Annotated in this window: 10 protein-coding genes; 3 read left to right on the top strand and 7 right to left on the bottom strand. The window is 66.4% G+C overall.

The window, feature by feature from the left end:
- Positions 1-16 precede the first annotated feature (16 nt).
- From ACX9OW_RS08760 to ACX9OW_RS08780, 5 genes are all read right to left on the bottom strand, one after another.
- Positions 17-1,621 (bottom strand): glucoamylase family protein, encoded by a 1,605-nt coding sequence (locus ACX9OW_RS08760; RefSeq protein ID WP_053516886.1) that lies wholly within the window; start codon positions 1,619-1,621, stop codon positions 17-19.
- A 177-nt stretch (positions 1,622-1,798) separates the two neighbouring features.
- On the bottom strand, positions 1,799-4,855 hold the full coding sequence (locus ACX9OW_RS08765) for a TonB-dependent receptor (RefSeq protein ID WP_053516885.1): 3,057 nt from the start codon (positions 4,853-4,855) through the stop codon (positions 1,799-1,801).
- A gap of 77 nt (positions 4,856-4,932) precedes the next feature.
- Complete coding sequence (locus ACX9OW_RS08770) at positions 4,933-5,970, bottom strand: LacI family DNA-binding transcriptional regulator (RefSeq protein ID WP_053516884.1); 1,038 nt, start codon at positions 5,968-5,970, stop codon at positions 4,933-4,935.
- A 148-nt stretch (positions 5,971-6,118) separates the two neighbouring features.
- Positions 6,119-6,394 (bottom strand): BolA family protein, encoded by a 276-nt coding sequence (locus ACX9OW_RS08775; RefSeq protein ID WP_053516883.1) that lies wholly within the window; start codon positions 6,392-6,394, stop codon positions 6,119-6,121.
- On the bottom strand, positions 6,391-6,690 hold the full coding sequence (locus ACX9OW_RS08780; RefSeq protein WP_053516934.1) for a YciI family protein: 300 nt from the start codon (positions 6,688-6,690) through the stop codon (positions 6,391-6,393). The genes ACX9OW_RS08775 and ACX9OW_RS08780 overlap by 4 nt, the downstream gene beginning before the upstream one ends.
- 359 nt (positions 6,691-7,049) lie before the next feature.
- Here ACX9OW_RS08780 and ACX9OW_RS08785 point away from each other — a divergent pair, with 359 nt between their 5' ends.
- From ACX9OW_RS08785 to ACX9OW_RS08795, 3 genes are read left to right on the top strand one after another with little or no spacing between them, the layout of a single operon-like run.
- Positions 7,050-7,955, top strand: coding sequence for a segregation and condensation protein A (locus ACX9OW_RS08785; protein WP_053516881.1), 906 nt, complete (start codon positions 7,050-7,052; stop codon positions 7,953-7,955).
- 13 nt (positions 7,956-7,968) lie between these two features.
- Positions 7,969-8,841 (top strand): SMC-Scp complex subunit ScpB, encoded by an 873-nt coding sequence (scpB, locus tag ACX9OW_RS08790; RefSeq protein WP_180875560.1) that lies wholly within the window; start codon positions 7,969-7,971, stop codon positions 8,839-8,841.
- Positions 8,834-10,441, top strand: a complete 1,608-nt coding sequence (locus ACX9OW_RS08795) for a pseudouridine synthase (RefSeq protein WP_065175486.1) — start codon at positions 8,834-8,836, stop codon at positions 10,439-10,441. Before scpB ends, ACX9OW_RS08795 begins: the two co-directional genes overlap by 8 nt.
- Before the next feature lie 79 nt (positions 10,442-10,520).
- Here ACX9OW_RS08795 and ACX9OW_RS08800 read toward each other — a convergent pair whose 3' ends face one another.
- Both ACX9OW_RS08800 and ACX9OW_RS08805 read right to left on the bottom strand, forming a co-directional pair.
- Complete coding sequence (locus tag ACX9OW_RS08800; RefSeq protein WP_459062187.1) at positions 10,521-10,955, bottom strand: hypothetical protein; 435 nt, start codon at positions 10,953-10,955, stop codon at positions 10,521-10,523.
- 105 nt (positions 10,956-11,060) lie between these two features.
- Entirely contained in the window at positions 11,061-11,867 is an 807-nt protein-coding gene (locus ACX9OW_RS08805) for an amidohydrolase (RefSeq protein ID WP_111186421.1), read from the bottom strand.
- Positions 11,868-11,881 lie beyond the last annotated feature (14 nt).

An 11,881-nucleotide genomic window follows, 5' to 3' on the forward strand; every position in this document is an offset into this window, starting at 1 on the left:
CCAGTTCTGCACAGCGTTACTTTCCCTGGCCTGTGGTGCGGTTGGCATTGTTCTTCTGTTCCTGTGCGGCGGCCGCGCGTGACTCGGCGATGCCGACCGCGCGCGCCGATGCAGCCTTCTCGTCCTTCTGCAGTTCCAGCGGCTGGAACGAGCCCTCGGGGGCCAGCCAGCCGCCGCTGAATCCGGCGCGCTCCAGCCCCTTGCGGATGTAGGGGTTCTTCTTCATGACTTCCCACACGAAGTCGTTGCGGTAATTGGCGATCATGGTCAGGATCGGGCCCTGGTCGATGGCGATGTAGTCGCTGGCGACCCAGCCACGATCCGGCACCAGGCGCCCGGTCTTGATCGGAATGTCGTAGCTGAAGCTGGGATTGAACGAATCCAGGAAGCCGTAGCTGGAATAGATGTAATCGCCGAAGCGCTTGTGCATCTCCAGCGTGGCCGGAATGACCTGCTCCGGGGCGAACACGATCGAGGCCACCGCCGCGGTCGGCGCGATGGTGCCGTCGTCGAAGTTCTCGCGCAGGCCGGCGCCGCGCGAGGAGTAGTGGCGGAACTGGCGCTGCTCGCCGCGATATTCCTGGGTGGTGTTCTGCGGACCATCGCTGGCGGTCAGTCCCCACACGTTCTCACCGTACTCCTTCCACTGCATCGGGTTGGCGATGGCGTACTCGCGCTGGGCCAACGCGGCCGAGCGGCTGTTGAGGAAGTAGGTGCTGCCGCGCTCGCGCATGTAGGCATCCTGGATATCGCGGAAATCGATCCAGACATGGCTGTACTGGTGGCCGAACAGTGGCCCGAAGGACAGGTATTCCTGGCCCTGGTAGACGCCCCAGTCGTTGTCGTAGGTCCGGGTCCACACCGTCCATGCGTCGGGGCTGACCGGATGCGTGGGCGAGCCGAGGGCAAGGATGTACACCATCATCGCCTCGTTGTAGCCCATCCAGTCGTGGTCGATGAAGCCGCTTTCGGGGAACCAGCCCATCGAGATCAGCGGCGCGCGCTGCTGCAGCCACGGCCAGTCGATCTTCCTGTACAGGGTATCGGCAATCTGCCGGATTTCCTTCTCGCGCGGATCATCGCCGTCGTAATAGGACTGCGCGAACAGCACGCCCATCATCAGCAGCGCGGTATCCACCGACGACAGTTCGACCCAGCTGTCGTAGCGGCGGCCTTCCTGCATGTCCAGGAAGTGATAGTAGAAGCCCTTGTAGCCGGCTTTGCCGGTGCGCTGCGGGCCCATCGGCACGTCACGGAAGAACTTCAGCGTCGTCAGCGTGCGGTCGATCGCCTGGTTGCGGCTGACCCAGCCATTCTCGATGCCGATCGGATAGGCGGTGAGCGCGAAGCCGACCGAGGCGATGCTGGCGAACGGGCGTGACGGATAACGGTCCGGTGTCAGGCCGTTCACTTCATTGGTGGTGTCCCAGAAGAACTGGAAGGTGCGGCGTTCAATGTCATCGAACAGCGGCGGCAGTTCCGGCTTCATCGGCCGCGGCGGTGCGTCGGCCTCGATCAGGATCACCGGCGGCCGGGGTTTGGCGGGCTCCTGCTGGGCCGGCTTGCAGGCGGCGATGGCCAGGGTCATCGCTGCGGCGGACAACAGGTGGCGTGCCTGCATGGCGCGGTTCCTCCGGTGGACTGATCGATGGGAAAGCATAACGTCCAATGATCTGAAATCGTTTACAAACCACGCGTTTAAAAAAGCCACGGGAACGTGGCCTGACAGCGCGATCATCGCAGTTGCCGATGCCGCCGGCGAACCGGCGGCATCGACTCCTGCAGCAGGCATACCCGCTTAGAAGCGGAAGCCCACTTCCGCCTTGATCTGGCGGGGCGTACCGATGATGTCACCGGTCTCGTTGTAGCTGGCCTGCAGCTTGCCGTTGGTCTTGACGTAGTTGTAGGTGGAGAAGTTGTCGAAATCGAACACGTTGATGATGTCCAGGCGAGCGTACAGCTCGGTATCACCCGGCATCTTGAACGTCTTCGTCGCCTGCAGGTCGACCGAGCGGTAGCCGAAGATCTTGCCACCCACCAGGAACTTGCCGTTGGCGTTGGGCACGGCCGCCTGAGGGGTCGGCAGGGTGTAGCCGCTGGCCTGCGGCACGGGGTACCAGTCGTTGACGGCCGTCGGCGTTGCCAGGGTGATCTTGCCGCCGAAGGTGATGCCCCAGAAGCCCGCGTACGAACCGGTCACCACCAGGCGGTGACGGGGGGCACCGTTGGAACGGATGGTCGGGTAATCGCCGATCAGGCCACGGTCGAAGGCGTACTTCTCGTTGATGTCGCGGTTGTGGCGGGCGGTGGTCCAGGTGTAGGCGATCGAGGTGCCCCAGCCGCTTTCCTTGGTGAACGGCTTCTGCGCCGACAGCAGCACCTGCGTGGCACGGGTCTTGATGCCCTGCTGGCCGATGATCAGGCTGCCGAAGCCCGGCACGTTGCAGCTCCAGGCCTGGCTCAGACCCGGCTCGGTACCGCCGCACAGGCGCGGATCATCGAAGAACTGGCCGGTCGGGTAACGGTTGCCCAGGGTGAAGGCGAAACCGTCGTAGCTCAGGGTGCGGGCGATGGTGGCATCGGTCAGCCAGTCACCGATCTGGTTGCTCATGCCCAGGCTGAACTGATCCGAGTACGGCGCCTTCAGCTTGTTGTTCAGCAGGTCGACCTCCAGGCCGGCGTTGCTGGTCGATCCCACCAGCGCCTGCAGGTTGCCGATGCCGTTGAGCAGGTTCGGATTCCAGTCGTAGCAGGCGGCCTGACCGTTGATGCAGGTCCCGGTGGCCGGGTTGCGGAAGTAGATGGTCGGCTGCGGCAGGGCCAGCTTGGTGGTCTCCAGCTGCAGGTTGTCGAACAGGTCGCGGTCGTAGGAACGGCCGGCACCACCGTGGATCACATGCTGCTCGTCGGCGTTGATGTCATACGAGAAGCCCAGGCGCGGCTGCCAGGCATCCTTGAATGCCTTGCGGTTGTGACCGTTGCTGATGTAGTCGCTGATGTCCAGGCCGCCCAGCGCCAGCGAATCGGCGTAGGTCTGGCCGGCGGGTGCGCGCGGATCCTGCGAATAGATGGCATCGACCACCTGCTGCGGGGTCACGAAGTCCAGGTAGGACGGGGTCTTCTCGTAGTCCCAGCGCAGGCCGATGTTCAGCTGCAGGTGGTCATTGACCTGCCAGTCGTCCTGGATGAACACGCCGTACTGCTTGGACTTGGAGCGTACTTCGCCGGACACGCCCGACACGCCGGTCACCGGCTTGACGAACTGCGCCTTGTACGGAATGGAATCCGGGAAGTCCGGATCACCCAGGGTGTAGGTGAAGGTCGGGTTGATCTGCGCCGCATCGGAAGCGTACAGGTCGATCTGCTTGTACTTCACGCCCATCTTGATGGTGTGGTCGCCCGCCCACTGGATGCCATCCAGGGTCAGGTTGTCTTCGATCGACCAGCCCTTCTGGCCCTTCACCTGCGAGTCCAGTGCCGAGGCGCCACCGATCTTCACGATCGTGCGGTCTTCAGGACCGTCCGGCGCGGTGTAGGTGATGCCGTTGGCCAGGGTCAGCGGGGTCGGGTTGTTGAACGAATCTTCGTGGGTGACCATCAATTCGTTGTAGTAGCGCTCGCCGCTGTGGTTCCAGCGCAGCGCGTAACGACGGTCGGTATTGACCACTTCACGGCCGGCTTCCGGCGAGGTCTGGCCACTGAACTGCGACTGCGTTTCGTCGCGGTCCTGGAAGGTCAGCTCGATGCGATCGTTGTCGGTCGGCTCGAAGTCGATCTTGCCGAAGATCAGGTCCTGCTGGAACGGCTGGCTGGCCGGGCCGAGACCGGCGGCGCCGGCGGGCGGCAGCAGACCGGCGGCACCGGTGACCGCACCGTCCGGTGCGATGGTGACCGGCAGGTCGAAGCGCTTGGCTTCGTAGGTCACGAAGAAGTGGGCCTTGTCCTGGATGATCGGGCCGCCCAGCGCGAAGCCGTATTCCTTCTCGGCCGACACCTGCTTGTCCTTGCCGCCCTGGCGTTCGGCCGGGGTCTTGGCGCGCATGTCCTCGTCGGTGTAGCGATAGAACGCCTCACCCTTGAATTCGTTGGTGCCGGACTTGGTCGCGGCGGTCACCGCAGCGCTCGAGACCTGGCCGTACTCGGCCTTGTAGTTGCCGCTGATGACCTTGTATTCGCCAATGGCCAGCTGCGGGAAGGGGTTGCCGGCGCTGCCGGACTGGCCGGCCACACCGCCGCCCTTGACGTAGCTCTTCTGGCCAACGCCATCGATGTACACGTTGGTGCCATCGGCATTGGTGGCGCCGCCGCGCAGCGAGGTGTTGCCCTTCGCATCACGGGTGAAGATCAGGCCCGGCACCGCATCGGCGAACTCCAGGAAGTTGCGCGACACCTGCGGAGTGGTCTGGATCTGCTGCAGGCTGACGGTCTTGCCGACTTCGGACGTGCGCACTTCCTGCAGCAGGGTCGGCGCGACGACGTTGACGGTGTCCAGGTTGGTGGCCGCGGTTGAACCCGGGGTACTGCTGGCAGCGCCGGCGAAGTTCAGGGTGGCGGTGGAGGCCACGGTCACGGTGACCTTCTGGGTCTGGCCGTTGGCCACCACGTCGTAGGTGCCCGGGTCCAGGCCCATCAGCGAGTAGCTGCCGTCGGCGCGGACGGTGCCGCGGCGCACGGTGCCGGTCGCAACGTTGGTGGCGGTGACCTCCGAACCGGCCTGTGCGCCGGCAACCTGGCCGCGCAGGCTGGCGTTGGCCGACTGCGCCAGGGCGTTCGGGGCGGCGGCCAGCATCAGGCAGCTGACCAGTGCGGTGCTCAGCAGCCGGCGCGCCGGCGTGCGGATAGTGGAATGCATCATCAACTCAATCTCCGGGTGGCGGCGACCGCGTGTGCGGTCCCCTGCGATCAATCAAAAAAGAAGGAACGCCTCCGGCTTCAACGGCCGGATGGCGGAGTGGTGGAATCGCGAACAACGAGACGGGGTACCAGGGTCTGCTTGTCCCCGGCCCCTTCCGTGGAGGTGCCGTCCATCAACTGCATCAGGCGCGTCATCGCCCGATCGCCGAGCTCGGCGATGCTGACCTGCATGGTGGTCAGCGACGGGTGAACGAAACGTGCCAGCGGAATGTCATCAAAACCCGCCAGGGCGACATCGGACGGGACATGGACGCCTGCCTGCGCGAAGGCGTACAGGCAGCCAAGTGCCATCATGTCGTTGGCGGCGAACACGGCATCGGGCAGCGTGCCGGCTGCCAACAACTCCTGACCGGCGCGATGGCCGGAAGCTTCGTCGAAATCACCGGGCAGCTCGATGCCTTCGGCGCTGCCGCCGGCAGCCGCCAGCGCGTCACGGAAGCCGCGCAGGCGCTCGCGCGCGTCGAAGTTGAGGTCCGGGCCAGAAATGAAGGCGATGCGCCGGTGACCGGCATCGAGCAGATGACGGGTCATCGCCATTGCGCCCGCGTGGTCGTCGATGCTCAACACCGGATGATCCTGCCCAGGCAGATAGGTGTTGATCAGTACGGTGGGCAGCGACTGCGGCAGGTTGTCGGTCAGGAAGCCGGGGCTCTCCGCATAGGGCGAGAGCACCAGCAGGCCATCGACACGCCCGCGCATGGCGCGCAGGGCAGCACCCTGCTGCTCCTGGTCGCCGTGGTAGCTGGACACCAGCAGATGCTGGCGGCGACTGCGGGCAACGCCGTCGATGCCGCGCATCAGCTCGGAGAAGAACTCGCCGTACAGGTCCGGCAGCACCACGCCCACCGTGTTGGTGCGGCGGCTGCTCAGGCTGCGGGCGGCGGCGTGCGGGGTGTAACGCAGCCGTGCGGCCACCTCCAGCACAAGCTGGCGGACCGGTTCGGCGACATTTTCATGCCCGTTGAGCGCGCGGGAAACCGTGGCCACGGAGACCCGGGCTTCGCGTGCGACATCCTTGATTGTAATGGCTGCCTTGTTCACGAAGCCGCCCTCCACGGCTTGGACCTACCAGCATTGGCGCGGAATGTAAGCGTTTCCATCTGGGCTTGTAAACTGTCCGTTAGACGAATGTCCTGAAATGGACATGGAAATCTGTCCCTGACGGTCCACGCACGGACCGGCAATGACAGTGCGGGACAAGGGCTCAGCCCTGTTCTGACGGTGCCAGCGCGCGGATGGACAGCGCGTGGATGTCGGTCTCCATCATCGACCCCAATGCGGCGTATACCGCGCGGTGGCGGGCCAGCGGGCCGAGGCCGGCAAAGCGCTCGCTGACCACATGCACGTTGAAATGGCCACGGCCATCGCGCGCGCCAGCGTGGCCGGCATGACGATGACTGTCGTCCTCGATCTCGAGCACGCTCGGGGCCAGCGCCTGCTGCAGCGCATCACGGATTCGCTCGATCCGGTCCGCGTTCACGGCAGCACCTGGCGGAAGGGCCGCACCTGCACCCTTTCATAGACACCTGCGGCCACATAGGGGTCCGCATCGGCCCAGGCCTGCGCCTCCGGCAGCGACCCGAAGCGGGCGATCACCACCGAACCACTGAACCCCGCCGGGCCTGGATCTTCGCTGTCGATCGCCGGACAGGGCCCGGCCAGCAGCAGTCTCCCCTCATCACGCAGCGCGTGCAGCCGCGCCAGGTGTTCCGGCCGGGCCTGCAGCCGTTGCGTCAGCACGTCCTGGCCGTCATAGCCTTCAATCACATACCACACCGGCATTTCCTCGCTCGCGTTGTCGGGTCCGCCAATTCTAGCCAAAGCCCCCTCGCCCTGGCCGCGGCTGGACACTGGCGCGGCAAAGGCTTACCCTAGAGTCCATTGCACGTGGCTGGATGCAGCAACCCGTCGGTTTTTGCGGCCAACGCAGCCCCCGACGACCGACCTGCCGCTTCCGGGCAGGCCACGTAGACGACCTCCCCGTAGTCCCGTCGCTGCCGTCTCCTGCGGCGCGTCCTGCTGTTTGATATGTGTGGAATCGCGCCGAGACAGGCGCGCCTGGTGCCTTGGGGCCCGCGGTGCACGCGCGGCGCCGGGTGCCGCGACTGGTCCGTTGCAATCCTGATGTCCATTAGATGACTTCCGAACTCGCGCTCGACGCGAACCCGCCAACCCGGCCGCCCGCCCCCCAGCAGCAGGAAATGCCGCTGGCCGTCGTGCATGGGCAACCGGTCCTGCAGATCCCGCAGGACCTGTACATCCCGCCGGACGCGCTGGAAGTCATCCTGGATGCCTTCGAAGGTCCGCTGGACCTGCTGCTGTACCTGATCCGCCGGCAGAACCTGGACGTGCTGGACATCCCCGTGGCCGAGATCACCCGGCAGTACGTGGAGTACATCACCGTGATGCGCGAGCTGCGCTTCGAACTGGCGGCCGAGTATCTGGTGATGGCAGCGATCCTGGCCGAGGTGAAGTCGCGCATGCTGCTGCCGCGTCCGGTCAGCGACGAAGGCGATGAAGCCGATCCGCGCGCCGAACTGGTGCGCCGGCTGCAGGAGTACGAACGTTTCAAGCAGGCGGCGGAGGACATCGATGCCCTGCCCCGCCAGGACCGGGACACCACGGTGGCCCATGCCTTCATGCCCGAACGCGCCACGGTGAAACTGCCGCCGCCGGTGGACCTGAAGGAGATGCTGCTGGCGCTGCACGATGTGCTCAAGCGCGCCGAGCTGTTCAGCGGCCACGCGATCAAGCGCGAGGCGCTGAGCGTGAGGCAGCGCATGGGCGAAGTGCTCGGCCGCATGGAAGACGGCAGGTTCTACCGTTTTGAAAGCCTGTTCACTGCTGAAGAAGGCAAGCTGGGCGTGCTGGTCACCTTCCTGGCCGTGCTGGAACTGGCCAAGGAGCAACTGCTGGACATCGTCCAGGAGGAACCGCTGGCGGCGATCTACGTGAAGTCGCTGGCGGCCGGCAACACCAATGCCCCGCTGCAGTTCAGCAGCGAGTTCGACGACAACGACGCCGCCAACGAGAACGAGTGAGCGCTGCCTGCCGATGGATCAACCGCTGATCAACCGCATTGTCGAAGGTGCCCTGCTGGCCTCCAGCCAGCCGCTGACCCTGGCCCAGCTGAAAGACCTGTTCCCGGAAGAGGAACCAGCACCGCCGGGCAGCATCGAACGTGCGCTGGAGCACCTGCGCGAAGGCTGCGAAGGCCGCGGCGTGGAACTGGTCGAGGTCGCCTCGGGCTTCCGCTACCAGGTCACCGGCGAGGTGCATGGCTGGATCAGCCGGCTGTGGACCGAACGCAAGACCCGCTACACCCGTGCCACCCTGGAAACGCTGGCGCTGATCGCCTACCGGCAACCGATCACCCGCGGCGAGATCGAGCAGGTGCGCGGCGTCGCTGTCAGCAGCAACATCATCCAGGCACTGGAAGAACGCGAATGGATCCGCGTCGTCGGCCACCGCGACGTGCCCGGCAAGCCGGCACTGTTCGGCACCACCAAGGGCTTCCTGGATTACTTCGGCCTCAAGCGCCTGGATGAGCTGCCGCCGCTGTCGGAGTTGAAGGACCTGGGCGAGCTGGAACCACAGCTGGCCCTGGACCGCGATGCACCGGCTGCCGCCAGCGCCGACGGCCCCGACGTTTCGGCCGAGCCGGACGGGGCCGCCAATGATGATGCCGGCCTGGCCGGTGGCAACACCCCGCATTCCGCCGACGCAGTCCCTGCGGCGGCCACCGATGAGCAAGCACCTTCGCCCCTCGATGATGGGCACCCCGATTCCGCGCCGGGCGAGCGCGCGGTGCCAGTGAACGAACGCGAAGACAACGCCGTCGCGACGACGACCGTGGCTGTTGACCAAGCCGATTCCGAACCAGAGGCCGACCTCGAAACCGTCGGCCGGAGCAAAACTGATGAGTGACACCCCTCGCAAGCTGTCGTTGAACAAGCTCTCGCTCAAGCGCGAAGCCACCTCCGAACAGTTCAAGTTGGAAGAACGCCTGCACAAGGTCCTGGCCCAGGCTGGCCTTGGCTCGCGCCGCGCGCTGGAACAGCGCATCGCCGAAGGCCTGGTCAAGGTCAACGGTGAAGTTGCGCAGACCGGCATGTCGGTCAAGAGCGGCGACAAGATCGAACTGGACGGCCGCGGCTTCGTCGCCACGGCGCTGTCCGAACCCTCGCGCGTGCTGGTCTACAACAAGCCGGAAGGCGAAGTGACCACCCGCGAAGACCCCGAAGGCCGTCCGACCGTGTTCGAATCGCTGCCGCCGCTGAAGGGCGCGCGCTGGATCGCGATCGGTCGCCTCGACATCAACACCACCGGCCTGCTGCTGGCGACCACCGACGGTGAACTGGCCAACGCGATGATGCACCCGTCCTTCGAGGTCGAGCGCGAGTACGTGGTCCGCGTGCGTGCACCGGAAGGCCAGGAAAAGGTGGCCGATGCCATCGTCGACCGCCTTGCCCGTGGCGTCGCGCTGGAAGACGGCCCGGCCAAGTTCGACGAGATCGAACGCATCGGCGGTACCGATTCGCACGACTGGTTCCGCGTCGTGGTCAAGGAAGGCCGCAACCGCGAAGTGCGCCGCCTGTGGGAATCGCAGGGCTGCCAGGTCAGTCGCCTCAAGCGCACCCGCTACGGCCGGGTCAGCCTGCCGCGCGAACTGGCCCGTGGCCAGTCGGTCGAGCTGCCGAGCGCCCAGGTCGAAGCGCTGCGTGCTGAACTGAAGCTGGAAGAAGGCGCTCCGTCGGCCCTCACCCTGCAGCCGGTGATCGGCCAGCGCCGCGCCGCCAAGACCACCGTGCGCGTGCGTGAAGGTGGCCGTGGCAACGCCTACGTCAATGGCCACAGCACGGCCGACGAAGGGCGCGAACTGCGCCGTTTCGACACCCTGCGCGAAGACCGTGGCCGTGGACGCAACGGCAAGGGGGGCGGCTTCAAGGGCGGCCTCACGGTCAGTGGCGAGGCCGCGGCCAAGCAGTCGCAGAAGCCGTTCAAGCAGCGCAAGCCGAAGAATGACCGTTCGCTGCCGGAAGGCAATCCGGCTGCGTTCCGCACCTGGTACGTGCCCGATGGCGTCAGCACCGGCCCGAGCGGCCACCGCAACGCCGGTCCGGGCGCGCGTGGTCCGGGCGGCGGCCAGGGCCGTCCTTATGGCAAGCCGAAGGGTCCGGGCGCCGCAGGCGGCCAGGGTCGCGGCGGCGCCGGTGGCCAGGGCCGTCCCGGCGCGGGCAACCGCAGCCAGGGCGCGCAGGGCAACAAGCATCCGTACGGGCATCCGGGCAACGCCCCGAGCTTCCCGTCCGACCACGCCAACCCGGGCTTCAATCCGTATGGCAGCCCGAAGCCGGCGCAGGGTGCCCGTCCGGGCGGCCGCGGTCCCGGCGGCGGCAACCGTGGCCCGGGTGGCCCCGGTGGCAATCGCGGCCCCGGCGGTCCGGGGGGCAACCGCGGTGCGGGCGGCCCCGGCGGCAATCGTGGCCCGGGTGGCCCCCGTCGCGGCGGCCCGCGCGGCGGCTGATCGGCAGCACGCCTGACATGAAAAACCCCGGCATTGGCCGGGGTTTTTCGTTATCGGGTGCCGCTGCGACGGGAACCGGTCAACGTCGGCTGATGGTGAAGGCCGTGCCGTCCACACCCAGGTCCCAGCCCTTGCCGGTACCGGACAGCGCCAGCGAGATGTCGCCCTTGGTCATCACCTGCGCATTGCTGGATTTCACCGCACCGGCATGAGCCCCCACCGACGCGTAGGTACCGAGCAGTTCATCCACGCTGACGGCGCCGGTGAAGCTGCCGCGCCCGTCGGTGATCTTCGATTTGCCAACGGTCAGGCCACCGCCCTTCATCTGGATGCGCACCGGCAGACTGGCACCGTTGCTGCAGATGACGGTGCCGGTGCCCGAGGCCGTCTTGTAGATCAGCGACCAGCCGGACAGGTTGTAGCGCAGGTGGCAGTCGAGGTTGCCACCGGCATGCGCGGCCGGAGCCAGGGAGGTGGCGGCCAGCGCCAGCAACAGGGCAAGGGACTTGTTCATCGGCAGGACTTCCACAGCGTTCGGACTGCCGGCGAATCTAGCAGCGCGCGCGTGCAGGGTGAATGCAGGCGCGCACGGTGATGCGGGCAGCGTTCAGCCCTTCGTTCAGGCCTGCACGTCCAGATGGAAAGCATCGGCATCGAGCATCGCCGGGAAGCGCGCACGGTGCAGCGCCAGCGCGTCGGCCGAGATGGTGGTGGTCACCACCTGCTCGCGCTCGCGGATCTCCACCTGCGGCTGGCCGAGGAAATCCAGCACGGCGCTGTCGCCGGCATAGTGCAGTTGGTTGCCGTCCACGCCGACACGGTTGACCGCAGCGACGAAGCACAGGTTCTCGATCGCACGTGCGCGCAGCAGCGTCTTCCACGCGTAGGCACGCGCCGAGGGCCAGTTGGCAACGAAGATCTGCAGATCGAAATCCAGCTGTTCGGGCCGTTCCACGTTGTAGCGGTTGCGGCAGAACACCGGGAACCGCAGGTCGTAGCAGACCTGCGGATTGATGCGCCAGCCCTTCCATTCCACGCAGAGGCGGTCGCGGCCGGCGGCATAGCGCTCGTGCTCGCCGCCATAGCGGAACAGGTGGCGCTTGTCGTAGTACTGCAGTCCACCGTCGGGGGTCGCGAACAGCAGCCGGTTGTACACGCCCGCGCCGTCGCGCAGCTGCACACTGCCGACCACCGCCGCGTTCAAGGCCCTGGCCTGTTCGCGCACCCACGCCACGGTGGGGCCATCCATGCCTTCAGCCTGGGCAATGGCCTCGTTGGAGAAGCCACTGGTGAAGGTCTCGGGCAGGATCACCAGATCTGTGGTGCCGGCGAGCGGCGCCAGCAGCGCGCCATAGTAGGTGCGGTTGCCGGCCGGGTCGTGCCAGCGGGTGTCGCCCTGGACGAGGGAAATGCGCAGATCCTGCATGGTCGTCACTCCGC

It is taken from the genome of Stenotrophomonas genospecies 5, assembly GCF_054473825.1.